At 69.7% G+C, this 22,386-nt stretch carries 18 protein-coding genes and 1 pseudogene; 11 read left to right on the top strand and 8 right to left on the bottom strand.

The features are described 5' to 3' along the window. Positions 1–100: 100 nt before the first annotated feature. Positions 101–934, top strand: a complete 834-nt coding sequence (locus SSP24_RS01865) for a Bax inhibitor-1/YccA family protein (protein WP_229864796.1) — start codon at positions 101–103, stop codon at positions 932–934. A 193-nt stretch (positions 935–1,127) separates the two neighbouring features. Next, entirely contained in the window at positions 1,128–1,340 is a 213-nt protein-coding gene (locus SSP24_RS01870; protein WP_229864795.1) for a cytochrome P450, read from the top strand. Positions 1,341–1,746: 406 nt separating this feature from the next. Here SSP24_RS01870 and SSP24_RS01880 read toward each other — a convergent pair whose 3' ends face one another. The 3 genes from SSP24_RS01880 to SSP24_RS01890 all read right to left on the bottom strand — a co-directional run bounded on the left by SSP24_RS01880 (position 1,747) and on the right by SSP24_RS01890 (position 4,851). Beyond that, the gene (locus SSP24_RS01880) at positions 1,747–3,333 is read right to left on the bottom strand and encodes a tannase/feruloyl esterase family alpha/beta hydrolase (RefSeq protein WP_141306862.1); all 1,587 of its coding nucleotides are present in this window, start codon (positions 3,331–3,333) and stop codon (positions 1,747–1,749) included. 155 nt (positions 3,334–3,488) lie between these two features. Further along, on the bottom strand, positions 3,489–4,181 hold the full coding sequence (locus SSP24_RS01885; RefSeq protein WP_141306864.1) for a cytochrome b/b6 domain-containing protein: 693 nt from the start codon (positions 4,179–4,181) through the stop codon (positions 3,489–3,491). Beyond that, entirely contained in the window at positions 4,129–4,851 is a 723-nt protein-coding gene (locus SSP24_RS01890; RefSeq protein WP_229864794.1) for a molybdopterin-dependent oxidoreductase, read from the bottom strand. Before SSP24_RS01890 ends, SSP24_RS01885 begins: the two co-directional genes overlap by 53 nt. A 385-nt stretch (positions 4,852–5,236) precedes the next feature. Here SSP24_RS01890 and abc-f point away from each other — a divergent pair, with 385 nt between their 5' ends. The 4 genes from abc-f (at position 5,237) to SSP24_RS42635 (ending at position 9,906) form a co-directional block, all read left to right on the top strand. Next, positions 5,237–6,871 (top strand): ribosomal protection-like ABC-F family protein, encoded by a 1,635-nt coding sequence (gene abc-f, locus SSP24_RS01895; RefSeq protein ID WP_141306866.1) that lies wholly within the window; start codon positions 5,237–5,239, stop codon positions 6,869–6,871. Between the two features lie 79 nt (positions 6,872–6,950). Beyond that, positions 6,951–8,651, top strand: a complete 1,701-nt coding sequence (locus tag SSP24_RS01900) for an ABC-F family ATP-binding cassette domain-containing protein (RefSeq protein ID WP_141306868.1) — start codon at positions 6,951–6,953, stop codon at positions 8,649–8,651. A gap of 105 nt (positions 8,652–8,756) precedes the next feature. Beyond that, positions 8,757–9,320 carry a CGNR zinc finger domain-containing protein gene (locus tag SSP24_RS01905; protein WP_141306870.1) on the top strand — a complete coding sequence of 188 codons (564 nt, stop codon included), beginning with the start codon at positions 8,757–8,759 and terminating at the stop codon, positions 9,318–9,320. A 409-nt stretch (positions 9,321–9,729) separates the two neighbouring features. Beyond that, complete coding sequence (locus tag SSP24_RS42635; protein ID WP_167529475.1) at positions 9,730–9,906, top strand: hypothetical protein; 177 nt, start codon at positions 9,730–9,732, stop codon at positions 9,904–9,906. Positions 9,907–10,262: 356 nt separating this feature from the next. On the opposite strand, the gene SSP24_RS01910 is transcribed toward SSP24_RS42635, so the two are convergent. Further along, positions 10,263–10,775 (bottom strand): sigma-70 family RNA polymerase sigma factor, encoded by a 513-nt coding sequence (locus tag SSP24_RS01910; RefSeq protein WP_141306872.1) that lies wholly within the window; start codon positions 10,773–10,775, stop codon positions 10,263–10,265. A gap of 223 nt (positions 10,776–10,998) precedes the next feature. Here SSP24_RS01910 and SSP24_RS01915 point away from each other — a divergent pair, with 223 nt between their 5' ends. Further along, positions 10,999–11,436, top strand: a complete 438-nt coding sequence (locus tag SSP24_RS01915; protein ID WP_141306874.1) for a cupin domain-containing protein — start codon at positions 10,999–11,001, stop codon at positions 11,434–11,436. A gap of 87 nt (positions 11,437–11,523) precedes the next feature. Here SSP24_RS01915 and SSP24_RS01920 read toward each other — a convergent pair whose 3' ends face one another. Continuing rightward, a complete protein-coding gene (locus SSP24_RS01920) occupies positions 11,524–12,027 on the bottom strand; it encodes an MEKHLA domain-containing protein (protein ID WP_229864841.1) in 504 nt (167 codons plus the stop codon). 175 nt (positions 12,028–12,202) lie between these two features. Here SSP24_RS01920 and SSP24_RS01925 point away from each other — a divergent pair, with 175 nt between their 5' ends. The 4 genes from SSP24_RS01925 to SSP24_RS01940 all read left to right on the top strand — a co-directional run bounded on the left by SSP24_RS01925 (position 12,203) and on the right by SSP24_RS01940 (position 18,736). Beyond that, positions 12,203–16,297: a discoidin domain-containing protein gene (locus SSP24_RS01925; RefSeq protein ID WP_141306876.1), complete on the top strand. Its 4,095-nt coding sequence runs from the start codon at positions 12,203–12,205 to the stop codon at positions 16,295–16,297. Between the two features lie 694 nt (positions 16,298–16,991). Further along, complete coding sequence (locus tag SSP24_RS01930) at positions 16,992–17,492, top strand: cupin domain-containing protein (protein ID WP_141306878.1); 501 nt, start codon at positions 16,992–16,994, stop codon at positions 17,490–17,492. A gap of 89 nt (positions 17,493–17,581) precedes the next feature. Continuing rightward, the gene (locus SSP24_RS01935; RefSeq protein WP_167529480.1) at positions 17,582–18,064 is read left to right on the top strand and encodes an MBL fold metallo-hydrolase; all 483 of its coding nucleotides are present in this window, start codon (positions 17,582–17,584) and stop codon (positions 18,062–18,064) included. A 132-nt stretch (positions 18,065–18,196) separates the two neighbouring features. Beyond that, entirely contained in the window at positions 18,197–18,736 is a 540-nt protein-coding gene (locus SSP24_RS01940) for a hypothetical protein (protein WP_174864573.1), read from the top strand. A 222-nt stretch (positions 18,737–18,958) separates the two neighbouring features. On the opposite strand, the pseudogene SSP24_RS43760 reads toward SSP24_RS01940, so the two are convergent. From SSP24_RS43760 to SSP24_RS01960, 3 genes and pseudogenes are all read right to left on the bottom strand, one after another. After that, positions 18,959–19,066, bottom strand: a pseudogene (locus SSP24_RS43760) (GPP34 family phosphoprotein); the annotation flags it as partial. A gap of 434 nt (positions 19,067–19,500) precedes the next feature. Continuing rightward, entirely contained in the window at positions 19,501–19,929 is a 429-nt protein-coding gene (locus SSP24_RS01955) for an organic hydroperoxide resistance protein (RefSeq protein ID WP_141306882.1), read from the bottom strand. 676 nt (positions 19,930–20,605) lie between these two features. Continuing rightward, positions 20,606–21,970: an epoxide hydrolase family protein gene (locus SSP24_RS01960; protein WP_174864566.1), complete on the bottom strand. Its 1,365-nt coding sequence runs from the start codon at positions 21,968–21,970 to the stop codon at positions 20,606–20,608. Between the last annotated feature and the right edge of the window lie 416 nt (positions 21,971–22,386).

Below are 22,386 nucleotides of genomic sequence, written 5' to 3' on the forward strand. Positions count from 1 at the left end.
GGCCCGGTACAGGACCAGTGCCACACGTGTGCCGTCCCGGACACCTGATGACAACGCTTTGCCACAGGCCGCGAGTGTGCGGCAGACGAGGAGGAATGACGTGAGGTCCAGCAACCCGATCTTCTCCCGCTGGGGTGCCGCCCGTGACGCCGGCCCGGCCGACGCCTACGCGCAGCGGCCGGTGGGTGCCGCTGTCGGCGGCCGGCCGGCGGACGACTACGCGACCAACCCCTACGCCCCCGGTGCGGACACGTCACCGCAGACCGCCGGGATCGCGGTGACCATGGACGACGTCATCGTCCGCACCGGGACGACGCTCGGCACCGTCTTGGCTCCTGCTGCCCGTCGACGAGGCGAACATCGGCCGCTCGTACGGCATCGTGTGGGCGCGGCTCTCGTCGCCTTCGTCCTGTCGCTGGTCCAATCCTTCAAGCGGACGCCGTCCCCGGTGCTGATCCTCGGGTACGCGGCGTTCGAGGGTGTCTTCCTCGGCGTCCTCTCCGGCACGATCTCGACCTATATCGCGCCGGGTGTGGTCGTGCAGGCGGTGCTCGGCACCTTCGCAGTGTCCGCGGGTGTGCTCGTCGCGTACCGCATGCGCTGGATACGGGTTACCCAGAGGTTCACCGGGTTCGTCGCCGCGGCCGCTACCGGCTTCCTCCTGCTGCTCGTCGCAGACCTCCTCTTCTCCGCCTTCGGCGCGGACGACGGCCTCGGGTTCCACAGCGGCGGCCTCGGCATCCTCTTCGGCCTCGCTGGCATCCTGCTCGGCGCGGCGTTCCTCGCCCTGGACTTCAAGCAGGTCGAGGACGCAGTCGCCTACGGTGCCCCGCGCGAGGAGGCGTGGCTGGCCGCCTTCGGTCTCACCACGACGCTGGTGTGGATCTACCTGGAGGTGCTGCGCGTGCTGACCATCTTCAACAGCGACAACTGAGTTCTCCGCCGCCGGAGGGGCATGCGCACCGCGCATGCCCCTCCGGCGTGTCCGTACATGCCCCGTGCGGTACGCCCGGCTCGCCCACGACCTGAGGAGTTCCGGCACTACGACACCTCCGTCGAGCGCTCCACCAGCCGTTACGCGGCGGAAGACATCGAACTGGGCGGGGGTGCCGATCCCCGGCGGCAGTATGGTCGTCGTCGCTCTCGGTGCGGCGGTGTGCGGCATCCACTACTGCCTGGGCGCCCCGCTCGCGCACCTGGAGACGACCATCGCCCTGCGCACCCTGCTCGCCCGCGTCCCCGAACTCGAACTCGCCGGCCCGGCAGGCTCCTTGCAGTGGATCGGCTCCGGCATCATCCGCGGCGTGCTCTCCCTCCCGGTGCGCTACCGCGTCGGCTGACGACATGAGAAACGTCCCGGCCCGCGTGGTGGAGACGCGGGCCGGGACGGAACAGAAGGGGTACGGCAGTCAGACGGTCCGGGTGCGCAGCTGACGGGTCTTCCAGCCAAGCAGGCCCGCCTGGACGATGAAGTCGAGCGAGGGATCGTCGCCGCGGCCTGGATGTTGTAGAAGATGCCGACGACGAAGGACAGTCCGCCCGCGATCAACATCGGCCACTGCTTGCCCCGGCGATGCCGACCGCGATGGCGGCGAGCGTGCTCAGCACCCCGTTGAACGCCGTGCCCCGGCGCTCCGATCCGTCAGCCTGATCGCCACGGCGTCGACGTCCTCGTGGGCTCCGGCGAACCCCAGCGCGCATGCCACGGCCACAGCAGTACCCGCGGATGCAGTGGCCGCCGGCCGGTCAGTGCCGGGACGGGGAGACGCACTTGAAGCTGGAAGCGACGGCCGGGTCGCCGTAGCGCTTGTAGCGGGACACCTGCGGGTAGGTGCACAGGTCCCGGGTGACGCTCTGGCCGTCGGCGTTGATCAGGGTGGCGGGCAGAGTCTTGGGCGCCTTGCCGTGCTCGACCCAGGCGGTCAGTGCGGCGAGGCCGTCGGTGGAGCCGTCAGCGCCGTTGAGGCCGCAGTGGTTGGTGCCCGGGGCGAGGAAGAGACGGTAGAAGTCGTCCACCCGCTTGGTGCCGCCCAGTTCACGCTCGACCTTCTCGCGGTAGTGCACCGTGCCCTGGGTGGGGATGTACTGGTCGGCCAGGCCGTGCCAGGTCAGCAGCTTGCCGCCGGACTTGCGGAAGGCCGACAGGTCCGGGTCGTCGGTGCCGATGACCTTGTCGTACTCGGCCTGCGACTGCTTGAACAGCTGGGTGAACTGGCTGTAGGTGATCGTCGAGAGGTCGAGCGAGGGGTTCTTGGCGACCCAGAGCTTGACCCAGGCTGCGGGCACCTGGAACGGGTCGGCGCCGGCCAGCGCGCTGATGTCGGCCCCGACCGGGACGCCGTACCAGAGCTTCTTGCCAGAGGGGGTGCGCGGGCCGTCCCAGATCTTGCGTACGACGGCCGCGTCGGCCGCCGTGATGGTCAGCTCCCTGCCCTCGCACACGACCTTGGTGCCGATCAGCCTGCGCGGGTCGAAGTCGCACCGGGACGGGTCGTTGACCAGGCCGTCCTTGACGCCGTCGAGGGAGTCGCAGGCCTTGACGGCGGCGTTGGTGAAGGCGTCGAACTCACACTTGGACGGGTAGGTCTTCTCGTTGTTCATGACCACCTGCGGCCACAGGGTGGCGACCTCGAACTCGTCCCAGTTGACGGCCGGAGCGTCGGCGAGGATGCCGTCGTAGTCGTCGGGGTAGCGCTGGGCCTCCATATAGCCCTGGCGTCCGCCGGTGGAGCAGCCGGTGAAGTACGAGTACGCGGGACGCTTGCCGTAGATCGCGTCGACGACCTCCTTGCCGACGACCGCCGCCTCGTGCTGGGAGCGGGAGGCGAAGTTCTCCAGCAGCGCGGTGTTGACCTGGCCCTCGCTGTCCAGCGCCCAGCTCGTGTCGAGGGCGTCGCCGACACCCGCGTCGGTGGAGACGGCGGCGTAGCCGTTCTTGACCGCGGTGCCCAGGCCCACGCCGTTGTCACCGGCCAGGTAGGCGGCGCCGCCGAGCCCCTGGAAACGGCCGTTCCAGCCGCTCACGGGCAGCCAGGTCCGCACCCTGGCGTGGTCGTTGTCGCCCGGGTGGGTGAGGGTGACCGTGACCTCGCAGTAGGCCGGGACACCGGAGACCGAACCCCCCAGGGCCCCGGTACCGATGATGGTTCCGCCCTCCTGGCGGACCGCGGTCACGGACTCCACCTCGGTCCCGGCCGGCGCCTTCACGGAGGGCGCCGAGCAGGCGAACGGCGCGGCGGCGGAGCCGTCCCGGGTCTCCGCCGAAGCGGTCGGCAGACACACCGCCGCGGCCAGCGGCACACCGGCCGCGAGGACAGTCAGAAGTCGTCTCATTGCTTTCCCATCCAAGGAAGGAGAGGTGTGTCCGCACAGAACTCGGCGACACATGTACACGAGCCACTCTGGCCGTGCGCCGCACACCTAGGCGACAGTCAGTTGACTGTCCCCGTCCAGGGGCATCGGCCGGGCCGGATGAAGGCCGCGTTAGGTCATTCGACGGTCCGCCGCTCAGACAGGTCACCCACGTGCTCCTCCCGCAGCCACCGCGAGTGATACCTCTGCGCCCACGACCGGTTGACGTATCCCGTGCGCATACCAAGCCTCGCCTCGGGGTCCTCCAACGCCTTGCGCATGTGTCCGAGCACGACAAACGTGGTGGCCCAGGCCAGGACGTCGTGGACGAAGATCGCGCTGGTGCGGGAGATGAAGGGCAGCAGCCCCATGAACCACATCAGCAGGCCGGTGAACATCATCACCAGTACGGCACCGGCGATCCAGCCCGCGTAGAGCTTCTGGCCCGCGTTGAACTTGCCTGCCGGGCGGGCCTCGGGGGACTTCCGGCGCCTGCGGACGGCGCGCAGCCACTGGCGGTCGTACACCGCGAAGCGGTTCAGGCGGCGCAGGTCGGCGCGGAAGGCGGGCGAGAAGAGCCCCAGCAGGGAGGGCAGGGGCAGCGAGATGCCGGACCATTCGTGGACCGTGACCATCAGGTGGCGCCGTCCGACGAGTTGGGCCAGCGGTCCGAAGTAGAGACAGGCGGCGGAGGCCAGGCACAGCAGCATCAGGTAGCCCGTGGCCCGGTGGACCATGCGCTCGGCGGTGCTGAAGCGGCGGACCCGGCCTTCGGGTTCAGGCCGCGCCACTGTGACGGTCGGCTCCGTCGAGCCAGCCGTCGACCGCATATCCGCGCTCCTCCCAGTAGCCGGGGACGACCTTGTCGGTGACCGAGATGCCGGACAGCCACTTGGCCGACTTGTAGAAGTACATGGGGGCGACGTAGAGGCGGACGGGTCCGCCGTGCGCGTGGGTGATGGGTTTGTCCTGCATGTTCAGCGCCACCAGGACGTCCGAGCGGCGGGCCTGTTCCAGCGTGAGGCTCTCGCTGTAGGCGCCGTCGAAGCAGGTGAACCGGATCGCCGCACCCGGGGAACGCACCCCGGCGTCGTCGAGGATGTCCGCCAGCTTCACACCTTCGAAGGGCGTGTTCTCCACCCGCCATCCGTCGGTGCACACGACGTCGTGGACGACCCGGGTCTGTGGCATCGCCCGCAACGCGTCGAGCGTGTACGTCTTCGGCCGCTCCACCAGTCCGTCGACCCGGAGTTCGTAGTTCGTCGCGTCCTTGTGCGGCACCGAGCCGACGACGCTGTAGTACCGGAAGCCGCCCGGGTCGGGCAGCAGACCGGTCAACCCCGAGGGGTCGATCTGCGAGGCGGCGCCGACGAAACCCTCCCAACCGCGCTGGAGGTAGGGCGCGGCGGCGAGCCCCGCCGCGCCCGCGCCGAGCATGCCCAGCATCGCCCGCCGCCCCACCGGTGCGCCCCCGGCCCTCGGCTTCGGTTTCTCGGCCATGGTGTGCGCTCCTTCCGGCACATGTGAACTCTGCCGAGCCATCATGCGCAGCCTCATCACCCGTTTAATCGGTGACGAGGCTGTCATGAAGGTCTCAGAGCTGTCAACACAGTGGCCCGTTGATGCACACGTATGAGCTCGGCGTCCGGCCACACCATCGACCGAGGAGGACGGGGACTGTTAGGCTCTCAGTGACATCGACCGTGTATCGAGGAGTCACAGACGTGGTGGGTGAAGACGACATCTCCGGGTGAGATCCGGATCTGACGGCCACCGGCCGAGCTCAGGAGCGCTGCCGACGTGGTCCGTCTCGTCGTACCCCTTTCCCACGTCTGACCAGGGCAGAGCTCTGTTCTCCGCCCTCAAGCCGCTCGAGGTCACCTCCATGTCCGACGCTTCCGTCGTCTGCTCGAACCTCTCCTTCGCCTGGCCCGACGACACCCCGGTCTTCCAAGACCTGTCCTTCACCGTGAACAGCGGCCGCACCGGCCTGGTCGCCCCCAACGGCTCCGGCAAGTCCACCCTGCTCAAGCTGATCGCCGGTGAACTCAAGTCCGCCACCGGCTCGGTGTCCGTCGGCGGCACACTCGGATACCTCCCGCAGAGCCTCCCCCTGACCGGCAACCTCACGGTCGCCGAGGTACTGGGTGTCGCCGCGGTGATCCGGGCCCTGGACGCCGTGGAGTCCGGCGATGTCGCCGAGGAGCACTTCACCACCATCGGCGACGACTGGGACATCGAGGAACGCACCCGCGCCCAGCTCGACCGGCTGGGCCTCGCCGACCTCACCCTGGACCGCAGCCTGAGCACGCTCAGCGGCGGCCAGGTCGTCTCCCTCGGCCTCGCCGCCCAACTGCTCAGGCGCCCCGACGTACTGCTGCTCGACGAGCCCACCAACAACCTCGACCTTCAGGCCCGCCACAAGCTCTACGCCGTACTGTCGGACTTCACCGGCTGCCTGCTGCTGGTCAGCCACGACCGCGCGCTGCTCGACCGCATGGACCGCATCGCCGAGCTCGGCAGCGACGAACTGCGCTTCTACGGCGGGAACTTCACCGAGTACGAGGAGGCCGTGCGCGCCGAGCAGGAGGTCGCCGAGAAGAACGTCCGCAACGCCGAACAGGAACTCAAGCGCGAGAAGCGGGAGATGCAGCAGGCCCGCGAACGCGCCGAGCGCCGCATGAGCAACGCCTCCCGCAACCTCAAGAACGCCGGTCTGCCCAAGATCTTCGCCGGCAACATGAAGCGTGGCGCCCAGGAGGCCGCGGGCAAGTCCGGCCAGATGCACGCCTCCCGGGTCAGCGAGGCCAAGGCCCGCCTGGACGAGGCCGGACGCGCCCTGCGCGACGAGCAGCGCCTCACCCTGGAACTGCCCGACACCCATGTGCCCGCGGGCCGCAACCTCTTCCTCGGCGAGGGCATGCAGGTCCGCCTCGGGGACCGGGATGTGTTCGCCGAGGCCGGCATCGACCTGACCGTCCGGGGCCCCGAGCGCATCGCGCTCACCGGCCCCAACGGCGCCGGAAAGACCACCCTGATGCGACTGATCACCGGCCAACTCGCCCCGGACGGCGGGGAGATCAAGCGCAACGACGGGCGGATCGCCTACCTCTCGCAGCGCCTGGACCTGCTGGACCCGGACCGCACCGTGGCGGAGAACTTCGCCGCGTTCGCCCCCGAGCGGCCCGAAGCGGAGCGGATGAACCTGCTCGCCCGCTTCCTCTTCCGGGGCGCGCGGGCACACCTGTCCGTCAAAGCGCTCTCCGGCGGCGAACGTCTGCGCGCCACCCTGGCCTGCGTGCTGTGCGCCGAACCGGCCCCCCACCTGCTGCTGCTCGACGAGCCGACCAACAACCTCGACCTGGTCAGCGCGGGCCAGCTGGAGAGCGCGCTCAACTCCTACCAGGGCGCCTTCATGGTGGTCAGCCACGACGAACGGTTCCTCGCCGAGATCGGCGTGAACCGCTGGCTGCGGCTGGCCGACGGAACCCTCAAGGAGACGGGAGCGCCCGAGGTGTGAGCCGCCGACGTGTGAAGTGGCCCGCGTCCGAGGCGGCACGCCCCGCGGGCCGAACGCCGATCACGTTGGACGGTTCCCCATGCCCCAGCCCCATCCGCAGCCCGCCCTGCTCGCCCACGACCTCGTCCGCACCCTGGGCGGCCGACGTGTCCTCGACGGCATCTCCCTGACCGCCTCCCCCGGCCACCGCATCGGCCTGATCGGGGAGAACGGCGTCGGCAAGTCCACCCTGCTGCGCGTGCTCGCGGGCGTCGACGAACCCGACGCGGGAAGCGTCACCCGCCCCGCCGACCTGGGCTTCCTGCACCAGGAGATGCCGTACGACGCCGACTCCACCATCGCCGCGGTCCTGGACGAGGCGCTGCGCGAGGCCCGCGAGGACCTCGCCGAACTGGACCGGCTCGGCGCGGAACTCGCCCGCGTCCCCGAGGACCATCCCGGCCACCAGGAACTCCTCGACGCCTACGGCAGGCGCCTGGAGCAGGCCCAGCACCGGGAGTCCTGGGACGCCGACCGCCGCGCGGCCCTCGTGCTGGACGGCCTGGGCCTCGGCGCGTTCGGCCATGACCGCATCCTCGGCTCGCTCTCCGGCGGGCAGCGCGGTCGGCTGGCCCTGGCCGCCCTGCTCGTACGCCGTCCGTCGGCGCTGCTGCTGGACGAGCCGACCAACCACCTCGACGACGGTGCCGCCGCCTTCCTGGAGGAGCAGGTCCGCGGCCTGCCCGGAACCGTGGTGGTCGCCAGCCACGACCGGGCGTTCCTCGACGCCGTCTGCACCGACCTGATCGACCTCGATCCCGCGGTGGACGGCCCTGTCCGCTACGGCGGCAACTACAGCGCCTACCTGTCGGAGAAGCACGCCGAACGGGAGCGCTGGGAGCGACGGTACGCCGAGGAACAGGAGGAACTGACGGAGCTCAGGCACGCTGCGGGGGTGACCGCGCACCGGGTCGCGCCGGACCGGGGCCGCACCGACAACGAGAAAATGGGCTACGGCCACCGGGCCGGCCGGGTGCAGAACCAGATCTCCCGCCGGGTCCGCAACGCCACCCGGCGCCTGGAAGAGCTGGAGCGCACTCGGGTCGCCGAGCCGCCCCGCCCGCTGCGGTTCGCGGCCGGGGAACTGGCCGCGCACAGTGAGGAGGGCCCGCGCCCCCTGGTGTCGCTGAGCGAGGTCCGGATGCCCGGCCGGCTCGCACTGGACGGCCTGGAGGTGTCGCCGACCGACCGGCTGCTGATCACGGGCGGCAACGGGGCAGGCAAGTCGACGCTGCTCGCAGTACTCGCCGGACATCTGCCCGCCGAGGGCGAGGTGCACCGGCGGCACAGGCTGACGGTGGGGCTGCTGACCCAGGACACCGCGTTCGAACGGCCCGACCGCACCGTCCGCGACACCTACGAGCTGTCGCTGGGCGCTCAGCGGGCCGAGAACGTGCCACTGGGCTCGCTCGGCCTGCTGCACGAGGCGGACCTGGACAAACCGGTCGGGCAGCTGTCCGTGGGGCAACGCCGACGGCTCGCACTGGCCCTCCTGGTGGCCCGCCCGCCCCAGCTGCTACTGCTCGACGAGCCCACCAACCACCTCTCCCCGCGACTGTGCGACGAGCTGGAGGCCGCCCTGGGGCCGGGGCCCGGCGCGATCGTCGTCGCCAGCCACGACCGCTGGCTACGCCGACGCTGGCAGGGCCGCGAACTCCGCCTGGAACCGGGACGCTGGCGACGGGAGGAGGCGGGCCCACACTCGCGGCCCACCCCCGCCCACGGCCCTGACCATCGCTGACCGAGCCTGGTGCCGTACGATCTCCAGCACCCTGGCACCAGGGAGAACCGTCTGGAACGGTGACGCTTCTTGCGTCCGGTGTAAGTCACCTGTCAAGATGGTGATGTGAATCTTGACCATGTATTCGTATGCGGGCACCCGGCTCTCGACTTCGCGGCCACCCTCCGGGCCCGGCGCTCGATCCGGTTCGAGATGTTCGTGACGCCGGAGCGGCTGAATGCCTGGTACCTGGAGTCCGGGCTGGTGGACACGATCACTCCCGGCGGGGAGGACGACGTCCGGGAGGCCACGACCGTACGCGAGGCCATCTACCGGCTCGTCACCGACCGCCGCCTCGGCGAGGAGTTCGACCCGGAGGCACTCGACGCGGTCAACGCCGCCGCGCGCAAGACCCCGGTGACGCCCCAGCTCACCCCGACCGGGCGGCTCACCGAGGCGACGCCCGAGCAGGCGCTGGCGACCGTCGCCCGGCAGGCGGTGGAACTGCTCAGCGGCCCGGACGTCCCCCTGATGAAGGAGTGCGGCAACCCCGAATGCACCCGGGTCTACATCGACCGCTCCCGGGGCATGCGGCGCCAGTGGTGCGGCATGGAGTCCTGCGGCAACAAGATCAAGGCCGCCGCGTACCGCGCACGCAAGAAGTCCGCGCCTGCCGTGGCCGCACGCTGACCTTCTGACCTGGGCGGCGGGCGCTCCCGGCGAACGCGGGGCTCAGTCGGCGGCGAGGTCCTTGTCCGGAGGCCGACGACCAGGTGCGGCCCACCCCGCCGGACACCGTCGGCTGCCGCCTTGCGGAGCCCCGTGAGCAGCGGTTTCACGACGGCGAAGTGCTCGGCCATCCGGTCCCGGATCCGGCGGGAGGCAACCGTCCCCTCCCCCCTCGGCCAGCGAGTCGTCCCCCTCGTCCAGCGGGTCCAGACTGCGGACCGCTTCGGGGCACCGCTCCCGCAGCACCGGCGAACGGAACAGGCCACCGCGGGCTTCACAGGGGGTGCACCCTGCCACGCCGCCCCCGCGAGTAACCACCTTGACGGGTGACGAAGCCTCACGAAACATGAACCCATCGTCACCTGTCAAGGTGGTTACCTCTCTGAGAAATGGCAAGGCCAGCCGCGAGGTGGACGCGACAGTGCGCTACTCGATCCTCGGTACCGTGCGGGCGATGCGCGGGGACACCGAGATCGACCTGGGCCCCCCGAAGCGACTGTCCCTGCTCGCCCTGCTGCTGCTCCGTGCCCCGGCCCACTCACCCTGAGCGAGGCGGTCGACATCACGAACTGCTGCGAGCCTGCGCGAGAGAGCTCAGCTCGCTCCTGGACTCCCCGACCGTGCGGTCCGAGGCGCTGGCCAGGATGTTCGAGCACTATCTGTACAGCGCCAACGCCGCCACGACACACCTCGCGCCCCATCGCGGCACCGTGCTCCTGCCGCCCCCGCGTCCCGGCGTCCGACCCAGCGGTTCAGCGGAAGCACGGACGCCGCCGAGTGGATCGTCGCCGAGCAGTACCTACTGCCGGAGCTCGTCCGCGCCATCGGCCACGAACCCCGCAGCGAGACATTCCGACGCCAACTGACCTCAGCGCTGGAGATGTGTCTGCACTCGACCAGTTTCTAAGCGGCCTCTGCCTCCGGCCCTACGACGCTCCGAAGTTTGCGCAGGGCGTTGTGGTGACGGCTCTTGCCGGTGCCGGCCGGGATGCCGAGGATGCCGGCAGTTTCATGAATGCTGCGGTCGCACAGGTATATGTGGACCAGCACGGCACGGTGATCGGGAGACAGCCGACGCAGCAAGGGCCTGGCCACCAGGGTGTCGTGCACCGCCTCGGTGCCGTCGGTGCCGTAGGTACCCGACACGGGGTCGTTGTAGGTGACTCCGACGACCTCCCTTCGGGCATGGGGTTTGCGCACCCAGTCGATGACCAAGTGCCGGGTCACGGTGAACAGCCAGCCGCGGACCGACCCCTCCATCCCCAGCAGTCTGTCGATGTTCCGCCAGGCCCGGATGATGGTCTCCTGGACGATGTCCTCGGCGAGTCCGTGATCACCCAGCATCTTCTCGGCGTACGAGACAAGACCGTCCCGGTGTTCCCTCACGAGGGTGTCGAGCAGATCGGACCGGGACATAGCCGTGAGGGGCGTAGCCATTGTGTTCTGAACCATCCTGGTTCTCTGTCGTGCGGCAATCGGGGGCATGGTGTGACCCCCGCGTGGGCACTCTAGGCAGCGGCAAGTGCCAGAAACATGCCGCATGTGTGTCGCCGTAGTGCCGGGAGTCCTCGACCGGCGAACAAAATACGTATGTGACACTGTCGCATGTTCCAGCGCGCGACAGTGAAAGGTATGACACATGCGTAAGAACCTGCTGCGACTGGGAGTGACCATGGCTGCCGCCACCGGTCTGTCCCTCGGTGCGCGCACCGCGTTCGCCACCCCGGCCGGTCCGGGTGTGACGGGCAAGATCATCTCCCAGACCACGTTCGACGGGAAGGACTACATCCTCCGCCAGGTCACCATTCCCCCGGGCCAGAGCACAGGCTGGCACTACCACGACGGAACCCTCTACGGCTTCGTCCAGCAGGGCACGCTCAGCCACTTCGACTCGGACTGCGAGTCCGACGGCGTCTACAAGACGGGCAGTGGCCTCACCGAGCCGTCCGGCGCGGACCACGTGCACATAGGCGGCAACCTCGGCACGACCGACGTCGTCCTCGACGTCCTGTACGTGCTGCCGCACGGCGCCCCGCTGTCGGAGGACGCCCCCAACCCGGGCTGCGACTTCCAGTAGGTCCCCGGCCCCTGCGCAGCACATGACGAGCCCGCCACGGCGACACACCGCGGCGGGCTCCTCGCACGGTGGGGCCCCGAGGCCCCTTCAGATGTCGGTGGGCGACCAGGAACGGAACACCGCGGCCTGGCCGTGGATCCGCCCCTCGGTGTCCATCAGGTCCCACATGGTCACGTCCTCGATCCAGAAGGCGCGGCCGCTCTTGCCGACGCGTATCCCCCGGTAGCCGGTGGCGTAGTGGTGGGCCGTCACGGCGCGCACGAAGGCCTCCCGGTCCTCCTGGCCGTCCGGGCGCGCCGACAGCCGGGACGGCAGGCCGACGAACTCGCCCCAGGAGTAGCCGAAGCAGTTCTGCGCCGTGCTGTTGGCGTAGACGAAGCGCGGGTCGGCGGACGTGTCGTGCGCCAGCAGCCCGAATGGGGCCTGCTCGTACAGCCACCGCGCGGCATCCCGCCCGGTCTCCCACACCGCCGGACACAGCGGCTCGCCCACCAGCCGTAGATGGCTGGAGAGCAGCAGCTCGCCGAAGGCGGGATCGGCGGGCCGCACGGGCAGGGTCATCGGCATGGCGCCGTCGTCAAAGGATGTCATCACCGTTCACATGTTTCTTCGTCCGGCAGGGCCGAGGGTTTCGTCATCGTCAAGGGCCTTGACAGGGAGGTGTCCGCCACAACAGCCTATGGCAACGTTGTCAGATCGCGGGGGCCGCCCCGTACCTGCAACGTGCGCCGCCTCTCACTCACCTCTTGTGATTGGATGACTACACATGGCCGATCAGTCGCGTGCCACACGACACCCCTCCCGGCGCACCGTCGTCGCGACCGGCTCGACGCTACTGGCCGGGTTCGGCCTCGGCATGGTCTTCGTGCCGGCCGCCGACGCCGCCGCCCGGACCGCGGGCGCGACCGGCACCGGCTCATCCTCCGCACCGGGTGAGATCGCCGCCTACCGCCCGGTCCGGGTCTCCTCGCAGGCCTACGCACCCGCGCCCGCCGAGTTCGTGGTGGACGCGATCCCGGCGCAGGGTGTGCGCGGCACCGGCTGGCGCGCCGAGGCGGGCGACCCGCAGTGGATCGAGGTCGACCTCCAGGCGGACTGCCGCGTCGACCGGATCCGGCTGACCTTCGAGGCCGACGCGAGCGATCCCGTGTTCACCCCGCCGACCAGTGGAAACCCGCGCCAGGGCACCACCGGTCAGGAGATTCTCTCCAGCTACGCCCGCGAGTTCGTCGTGGAGACGTCCCGCGACCGCGACTCCTGGACCAGCGTGTACCGCACCACAGCCGGCACCGGCGGCGTGGTGGACATCCCGCTGCCGAAGCCCGTCACGGCCCGCTGGGTACGGATGACGGCCCACCAGCGCTCCAGCCCCAACCCCCTCGGCCTCAACGGCTTCGAGGTGTACGGCACCGCTCCCGGCCACCGCCCGAAGGCCACCGGCTGGACCGACTGGGGCACCCACCACCGCGACGCCCCGCGGCTCACGGTCGCCGCCGACGGCACGGTGCCGCTGGAGTCGGGCTGGACGCTCACTCTGGACGACTGGGCGGACGGCGACGGCGCGGCCCTCTCGCAGACCGGCGTGGACACCAGCCGCTGGCTGCCCGGGACCGTGCCCGGCACCGTCCTGGGCTCCCTCGTCGACCAGGGCAAGCTGCCCGACCCGGTCGCGGGACTGAACAACCTGCGCATCCCCGAGGCGCTGTCCCGCCATTCCTGGTGGTACCGGCGGGACTTCGCCGTGCCCCGCGGCCTGCGCACCGGCCAAGGGCGGCACCTCTGGCTGGAGTTCGACGGCGTCAACCACAAGGCCGAGATCTGGCTCAACGGACACGGAGTGGGCGAGGTGACGTTCCCCTTCGCCCGCTCCGCCCACGACATCACCGAACTCCTGGCCACCAAGGGTGGCAACGCGCTCGCCGTGAGGATCTCCCCCATGCCGGTGCCGGGCAGCCCCGGCGACAAGGGCCCGGCGGGCGAGGCATGGGTGGACGCCGGAGCCAACACGATGAACCTCAACTCACCGACGTACCTTGCCTCTTCGGGGTGGGACTGGATGCCGGCCGTCCGCGACCGCGCGGCCGGTATCTGGAACCACGTACGGCTGAGATCGACCGGGCACATCGTCATCGGCGACCCGCGCGTGGACACCGTGCTGCCCGCGCTGCCGGACCTGTCGGTCGCCGAGCTCACCCTGACCGTCCCGGTACGCAACGCCGACTCCGCCGACCACGAAGCCACCGTCACCGCCGAGTTCGGCGACATCCGCGTCTCGCGCACGGTCACCGTCCCGGCAGGCGATGACATCGATGTCATCTTCACCCCCGACGCATTCGCGGCCCTGCGCGTGAAGAACCCCGAGCTGTGGTGGCCCAACGGCCTGGGCGAGCCCACCCTGCACGACCTGACCCTGGTCACCCGGACCGGCGGCGCCGAGAGCGACCGGCGCACCACCCGTTTCGGCATACGGCAGTTCGGCTACGAGTACGACACCCCGCTGAAGTTCACCCCCTCCTCCGACGCCTACACCCAGACCGTCCAGGTCGGTGAGCAGCGCGCCCGCCACGTCCGCGTCCGCTGCCTCACCCGGGCCACCAGCTGGGGCAGTTCACTATGGGCACTGTCGGTGTTCGACAGCGTCCGTCCCGGCACCGACCTCGCTCTGCACGCTCCCGCCGAGGCCTCCACCACCGATGAGGACGGTCACGCGGCGGCCAACGTCACCGACGGCGACCCGGGCACCCGCTGGTCCTCGGCCTTCGCCGACGACCAGTGGATCCGTGTCGACCTCGGTTCGGTGCAGTCCTTCGACCGGGTCGACCTGGTCTGGGAGCAGGCCTACGCGCGCACCTTCGTCGTGCAGGTCTCCGCGGACGGCGAGCAGTGGACGGACGCCGCGTCGGTGGACAACACGGCCGTCCCGCTGCCCTTCAACAGCGGCGACGCCAGCCTGCGGGTGACCGACTTCGAGGCCCGTACGGCTCGTTACGTCCGTCTGTCCTGCGGCCTGCGCAACACCAGCTGGGGCAACTCCCTGTGGTCCCTCGCCGTCATCGACAGCGCCGAGCCGGGCACCGACCTCGCACTGCACCGGCAGGCGACCGCCTCCAGCGAGGAGGACGGCCACCCGGCCGCCCACGCCACCGACGGCGACCCCGGCACCCGCTGGTCCTCCGCCTACCAGGACCACCAGTGGCTCCAGGTCGACCTGGGCACCGCCCGGCGCTTCGACCGGATCGCGGTCGTCTGGGAGCAGGCGTACCCCAAGACGTACACCCTCCAGGTCTCCGACGACGGCGACACCTGGACCGACGTCACCACCGTCTCCAACACCCCCGACCCGCTGAAGATCAGTGTCAACGGCGTACGCGTGCTGGTGCGCGGCGGCAACTGGGGCTGGGACGAACTGCTGCGCCGGATGCCCGCCGAGCGGATGGACGCGGCGGTGCGGATGCACCGGGCCATGAACTTCACGATGATCCGCAACTGGCTCGGCAGCAGCAACCGCGAGGAGTTCTACGCCGCCTGCGACGCGCACGGCATCCTGGTGTGGAACGACTTCCCCAACGCCTGGGCCATGGACCCGCCGGACCACGAGGCATTCCTGTCCGTGGCCCGCGACACCGTGCTGCGCTACCGCATCCACCCGTGCGTGGCGGTGTGGTGCGGCGCCAATGAGGGCAACCCGCCGGCCGCGGTCGACGAGGGCATGCGCAAGGCGGTCGAGAACCAGGCGCCGGGCATCCTCTACCAGAACAACTCGGCCGGTGGCATCGTCACCGGCGGCGGCCCCTACGGCTGGGTCGAGCCGGAGCGCTACTTCGATCCGTCGACGTACGGCAGCAAGGACTTCGGCTTCCACACCGAGATCGGCATGCCCGTCGTCTCCATCACCGCCAGCACCCGCGCCATGGTCGGCGACGACGGACCGGAATGGCCGATCGGCGGCGCCTGGTACCACCACGACTGGAGCGAGCACGGCAACCAGGCACCGCAGAACTACAAAACCGCCATCGAGACCCGCCTCGGCACCGCCCGCGACCTGGACGACTTCACGCGCAAGGCGCAGTTCGTCAACTACGAGAACTTCCGCGCCATGTTCGAGGCCTGGAACGCCAACCTGTGGGACAACGCCAGCGGGTTGATGCTGTGGATGTCCCACCCGGCCTGGCACAGCACGGTCTGGCAGACCTACGACTACGACTTCGACGTCAACGGCGCCTACTTCGGCTGCCGCAGCGCCTGCGAACCCCTGCACGTCCAGGCCGACCCGGTGAAGTGGCAGGTCATCGCCGTCAACCACACCCGCAAGGCGCTCAAGCGCGCGACGGTCACGGCGGAGACGTACGACCTGTCCGGCCGCCGGATCGCGAGCACCCGGCACGCACGCGTGGACGTGGACCCCGCGACCTCGGCGACGGCGTTCACCACTGCCCCCACAGACGACCTGCCGGACCTGCACCTGCTGCGGCTGACCCTTGAGGACTCCGACGGGCGGCTGCTGTCCCGCAACACCTACTGGCGCTGCCGCACCCCCGAGTCGCTGCGCGCTCTCAACCAGGTCCAGCAGGCCAGGCTGTCGGCCTCCCTCACCCGGGTGTCGCGCGACGGGGACCGGCGCACGGCCACCGCCACGGTCCGCAACCGGGGGTCCATGGTCGCCGCGATGGTCCGGCTCTCCCTGCTGGACGAGGACGGCGCCCGCGTCCTGCCGACCCTCTACGACGACAACTACCTGTGGCTGCTGCCTGGTGAGACCCGCACGGTGACGCTGGCGTGGCCCGCGTCCGCCCTGCCCTCGGGCCGGCCCAAGCTGCGGGTCGAGGGGTACAACACTCCTCCGGTCACGGTGCGCGGCTGACGTCGAGGTGTTCGAACGTCGCCCCGGGGTGTGCGCTCAGTTGACGCATAACCGGCGCACATGTGAACCAAATGTGCGAGGACGATGGAGACGTCACCGGGAAGCCGTCTGGAGCAGGTCCTTGCCGACTTCGCCGAGCGGTACGGAACTCTGTCCCGGGCCCAGGAACAGAGGAGGGCGCTGTCGGTGACGGCGCGTTCCAGGGACGGCGTCGTGGAGGTCACCGTGGGTGCCAACGGCCAGCGGCGTGGATCCGCTTCGTCGACATCGGTTCCGCGGGATGGCCGCCCCACAGCTGGGCGACAGTGTCCTGGAGGCTCTGACGACGGCCCGGGCCGAGGTCGCGGCCAGGGCGGCCGCCGTGATGACGGCCGCGAACCTCCTGCCGGCGTTGCCCGCGCAACCCGGGCCCGGAGGCGAGCCGACGAGGTCACGGCCGCAGGGGCCGCTGTGGGGCCGTAGGCCCTCGCTGCCCACTCCCCTGCCGCCCCCTCGATGTGCGGGTGTGCGGGGGTGCCGGAACAGCCGGGAGAGGTGCGGGCCTGGCAGACACACAGGTTTGACCACTCACACGTTACTCTGTGGCTGGAGAAATCCCACAGCGAAATGTGCCGGTCTCCGCCGGGTGTCCCAGGCGTGCGTCCCACTTTCGTGTTCCTCGATCCTTGTCACTCTCCGAGCAGGAGTCACACATATGTCCAACTTCCCCTCTCCGCCGCCGGTCCCCCAGGACCGTCAGTTCGTTCTCGGCCAACATCTGCGCCTGTCGGTCCTCGCCTCCGGGGAGGAGACCGAGGGCCGGCACGACGTGTCCGATGTCATCCTGCCCCCGGGCGCCGGGACGCCGCTGCATCTGCACACCGGCTACGAGGAGCGCATCTGGGTCGTCTCCGGCTCGCTGACGGTCTGGGCGGGCTCGGACGCCTTCACCCTGCGGTCCGGGGACTTCTACGCCATCAAGATGAACACGCCCCACACCATCAAGGCGGGGGACGACGGTGCGCGCACCCTCGCCATCACCTCTCCCGCCAGGTTCGCGGAGCTCATCAGCCGCACCGGTACCCCCGCGCACCTGGCCACCACCGAGACCGAGTGGGACATGGGGCTGTTCCAGGCCGTCACCGAGGAGTTCGGGGACATCATCCTCGGCCCGCCCGGAGCCATTCCGGCCGATCTCCAGCGCGACACCGAGTGACACGACGGGACCTGCACTGCGGGGTGTGACGACGGCGCGCGGCGCGAGGGAAGGGCCCGTCACCGGGGGTCGGGCTGAACCCCCGCTCCGTGGCCGCCGTCCTGGTCACACACGCGCACAACGACCACATCGGCGCGGCCGAGCACCTGCGCGCCACATACGACGTGCCGGTTCCTCATGCACCAGGAGGAGGTACCGCATGCCCGCCGCGATTTCCTCGACCAGGTGTCCGTCGGCCAGGTGCTCGCGCAGGCATGGCGGCCCGGTGTGCTCCCGTGGGCCGTCCACGCCCTCCGAGCCGGTGGGACCACGCATGTCCCGGTCTGCGAGCCGCAGGCGTTCCCCGCGCCGGGAGCACTGGACCTGCCCGGTGCGCCGGTGCCCGTGCACACATCGCAGATCAAGGGACCGCAGCTGCTGCCCGACATGTTCCACACCGACCGTGCCCGGGCTCTCGATTCCCTGGCCGTGATCGAGGGCCTGGACGCGGGTCTCATCCTGCGGGCACGCGGCCAGGTGAAGTGATGTCGTCGAACCCTCGGGAGGTCGAAGAAGGTCCACACTTCCCCTAGGCGCAGGCACATCAGCGCCTATCGTGAGGAGTGGACATGCTGGACGAACCATCTGGCGTCGACACTTATCTGCACGGGACCCTCGGCGTGGGTACCATGCGCAACGTCATCCATATCGAGGGAGTGAACGGTGTGACCAGCCAATCAGCCGCCACGCTCCGATCGCGGTACGTAGCACAAGCCGCGGCGGACCTGGAGGAGAACCGTCGGCGACAGCAGGAACTGATGGAGAAGATCAGGATGCTGAAGCAGGAGGAGGCCCTCCTGGCGGACATCATCAACCTCGCCGAGCGGTACGAGGGTTTCTCGGACGTGTCCCGTCTGCCCGAGCAGTTGCAGGAAGAGCCCGTCGTCGAAAAGGCGAAGCGGGCCCCTGCCGAAACCGCTTCACGGCGCTCCACGGCGGCCAGGACCACGCCGGCCGCCAAGACTGCGCAGGCCGGCGCGAAGGGGAAGTCGCAGCAGCCTCTGCTCGGTGACCTGCTTACGGACCTGCTGGGCCAGTACGACCAGCCGCGTCTGGCGAAGGAGCTGCGGGACGAACTCCTCGAGAAGCACCCGGACCGCAACCCCACACCGCAGGTGGTACGGAACACCCTCGAATCCCTGGTCGCCAAGGGACGTATCAGGCGTCACAAGCAGCAGCGTTCCGTCATGTACACCCTGGCGTAGCGGGCGAGAGGCCCTCGTCGCCCAGAGCGAAGCACGCAAGTGCGACGAGGTCCCGCGTGCCCTCGCGCCCTGCAGCCTTCTGCAGGAGCCGACGGTCGGTCAGCCGACTGTTGCCGTCAGGGGCCTCGTCCATGCAGCGGAGTCTCAAGAAGCCTCCCATGTGGCAGGTGGAAGCCCCGCTCACGGGTGTGACCACACCGTCGACGTGCCCGCTCAGCGGCCCTATCCTCGCCACACGTTCTCGAACGCAGCATTCTCGACGTCCCGCCGCAGTCGTAGGGCCTCCAGCTGCGTCACCGCGTCGCCGACGGCGGCCACCACCGTCGTGACCCGTCCTGTCGTGGTCGTGGCGGGATGGCGGTCTCAGCGGCCCGGGGCGCGCTCGGTGACCTCCCGGAGGAACCACTCATTGCCGTCGGCAATAGTCCGGTGCCGGTCCGGTCCTTCCTCGGTCAGAGAAAGCTCCGGACCGACGGGCCGTACCCAGACAGCGCGGCACTCTCCGTCCAGTTCCACATCTGCGTGTCCGTCGGCCAATCACGGTCCTCGGAGCTTGCCGCACCTCGGGACGGCCGCTCGCCGGGGAGGCAGTCGCGATCCGAACGAGGCTGCGGGCCGATCCGTACGTATGTGTGCGTCACGCATGTATGCGTCATGGAGGCCATGTCCTGCCCTCACTCTTCGGTCGGCGGTGTGGGTACTGCTGAGGGGGTGGCGGGTCCCGTGCAGGGGGAAACACGGGACCCGCGGTTCAGGGGGATGGGTCAGGCGGCGGCGACGGCGTTGATGGTGACCGGGATGTTGTCGCGCGTGGCCTTGGAGTACGGGCAGATCTGGTGGGCGACCTGCGCGAGCTCCTCGGCGGTGGCCTGGTCGACACCGCCGAGCACCGGGTTGAGGACCGCAGAGAGGGAGAACTCGCCGTCGTCGCCGTGCGTGAGGGTGATCTCGGCGGTGATGGTGGTGCTGGTGAGCCGTATCTTGCGAATGGTGGCGGCGCGGCGCAAAGCGCCGAGGAAACAGGCGGCCCAGCCTGCGGCCAGCAACTGCTCGGGGTTGGTTGCGGTGCCGGCGCCGCCGAGCTCCTTCGGGAGTGCGAGGCCGGTCTCCAGCAGACCGTCGGAGGAGCGGACGTGACCGCCGTTCCGGCCCTCTCCGTCGACGTCGACAACGGCGGTGTAGCTGACTGCCATGACTGGTGCTCCCCATCTGGGTCGAAAGGTCTTCGGACGCCCGCCGACCAGGACACTTTTCGCGTCACCGGTTGAGGCGGTGACGCAATCATGGCAGCCGTTCCGTCACTCGTCAAGCCGGTGATTGGCGACTTCGTGAATCAGATGAACGGCACGCGGCGCGCCGGGAGAGGCGCCGAACCGATGAGACACATTCGCTTGTCGGCGACGTTCACAGCGGGCGTCGCACTGGCCGCAGCGGCGGTCACCCCCTCGTTCGCCGACCCGCCGGGGCTGCCGCACACCAAGGTGGCGAGGGGGCCGCGTTCGGCGAGACGACCGTCCGCCTGATCACCGGCGACAGCGTGACTGTGTGCCAGGGCCCGGACGGCAGACGGGCCTCGGTAAGGCCGGGCCCCGGACGCGACGGCATCGTCCTCCACACCTTTGAACAGGACGGGCACCTGACAGTGCTTGATCTCGGCGCCTCGTATGTGGCCCTGCGCGTCACGGCCCGGGACTCCGCGCGCAACAGCGTCCAGCAGACGGTCTCCGTGCCTGGGCGGAGCGCCGCTGACCATCACGGCCCACCGGTACTCGCTGATCACGCGCCGCGCGATGTCCACAAGCTCGGGCAGGGTCGTGCTCTGCAGCCGCGCCCGCACATAGATGGTCTTGCTCTTGAATGGGAACGGTCTCAGCCCCGCAGTGACCTGAAGGCCGTGCGCAGCTCCCGGGACAGCAGTTGCGGCTGTTCCCAGGCGGCGAAGTGGCCTCCCCTGTCGACCTCGTTCCAGTGGATGAGGTTGCCGTAGGCCCGCTCGCCCCAACTCCGCGGCGCGGGGTAGATCTCGGCCGGGAACACCGTGACCGCCACCGGGACATCGGGGATGTCGAACGCGTTGAACGGGCCGCCGCCGGCCTGGGTGCCTTCCCAGTACAGCCGGGAGGACGACGCCCCGGTGTTGGTCAGCCAGTACAGCGAGATGGCGTCGAGCATCTCGTCGTAGGTGAGGACCTTCTCGGGCTCGCCGCCGGAGTCGGTCCACTCCGCGATCTTGTCGTAGTAGTACGCCGCCATCGCGAGAGGCGAGTCGGCGAGGGCGTAACCGATGGTCTGCGGGCTCTCGTTCATCATCGCCGCATAGCCGAAACCGTCGCGGTAGAAGTGCAGCAGCCGGTCATAGGCGACCTTCTCGCGAGCGGACAGACTCGAGGGTGCGGCATCGAAGTTGCGCAGGTGGCGCCGGACGTCTGGCGGCACGGTGCCCGGCATGTTGATGTGGATGCCGAGCAGACCCTTCAGCCGCTGCGTTGCCTGGATCTGAGCGATGATCGAGCCATGGTCGCCGCCCTGGGAGACGTACTGCTGATACCCGAGCCGGAGCATGAGCTGGTGGAGCGCGGTCGCCATGCGGGCCGGGTTCCACCCGGTCGACGTCGGCTTGCCGGAGAAACCGTGGCCGGGCAGCGTCGGCAGGACGAGGTGGAAGGCGTCCTCGGCGCGCCCGCCGTGGGCCGTCGGGTTCGTGAGCGGGTCGATGACCTTCAGGAGCTCGATGATCGAGCCCGGCCAGCCGTGCGTCATGAGCATCGGCAGAGCGCCGGGGTGCGGCGAGCGGATGTGGGCGAACTGGATGTCCACCCCGTCGATCTCGGTGATGAACTGCGGCAGCGCGTTGAGCCTCGCCTCGACCTTGCGCCAGTCGTACCCGGTCCCCCAGTACTCGACCAGGGGGCGGACCTTCGCCAGCTGGGCGCCCTGGGATCGGTCACCGACGGTCTCGCGCTCCGGCCAGCGAGTCGCCCGCAACCGCCGCCGAAGGTCACTGATCTTCCGCTGCGGAACCCTGATGCGGAAGGGACGGACTCCGGGGATCGGCTGGGCGGAGCGGAGGGTAGCGCCTGTCACCGATGTGGGAACCGCCGATGCCGACCCGCCTGCCGCCGCCTGCGCCTGGCCGGGCATGCCGAGTTGAGTGGCGGCGGCGGCACCCGCGGCGAGACCCAGGAACCGGCGACGGCCTGCGGTGGCGGGGTTGGTATCTCCGGTCGGATTCATGTGTGGAACTCCTTGTCTCGATGGTGAAGCGTTGGCAACTGAGGGCCGAGTGAGGACGGGGCAATAGAGACACCTTGACTCAAACATCTGGTGCACCGACACCTGTTGAGCCAGTGATTCCTTCACACATGGCGAGCATTACGCACCTTCAGTTACCCGTCAAGCAGGTGACGCGTCATACGTGTGAGGAGACGAAGTGAGCTGGGCCAATTCAACCGGAGGGCGACGCGATGACCTCGTCAGTCTGACCTGCTGCGGCTGCTTCTACGGGACACGTTCGTAGCGGGCACAGCGCCCGGGACGAGGCCCTCATCGCCGGTGGGATCCGCCATGCGGTAGCCAGCGTGTGTGTGATCCACGCCACATGGTGGGGGTGCATAGCAGGGTAGGGGCCAGTGTCTTTGTAGTAGGTGACA

The sequence above is a fragment of the Streptomyces spinoverrucosus genome (genome assembly GCF_006539505.1).
Classification (GTDB): Bacteria; Actinomycetota; Actinomycetes; order Streptomycetales; family Streptomycetaceae; genus Streptomyces; species Streptomyces spinoverrucosus.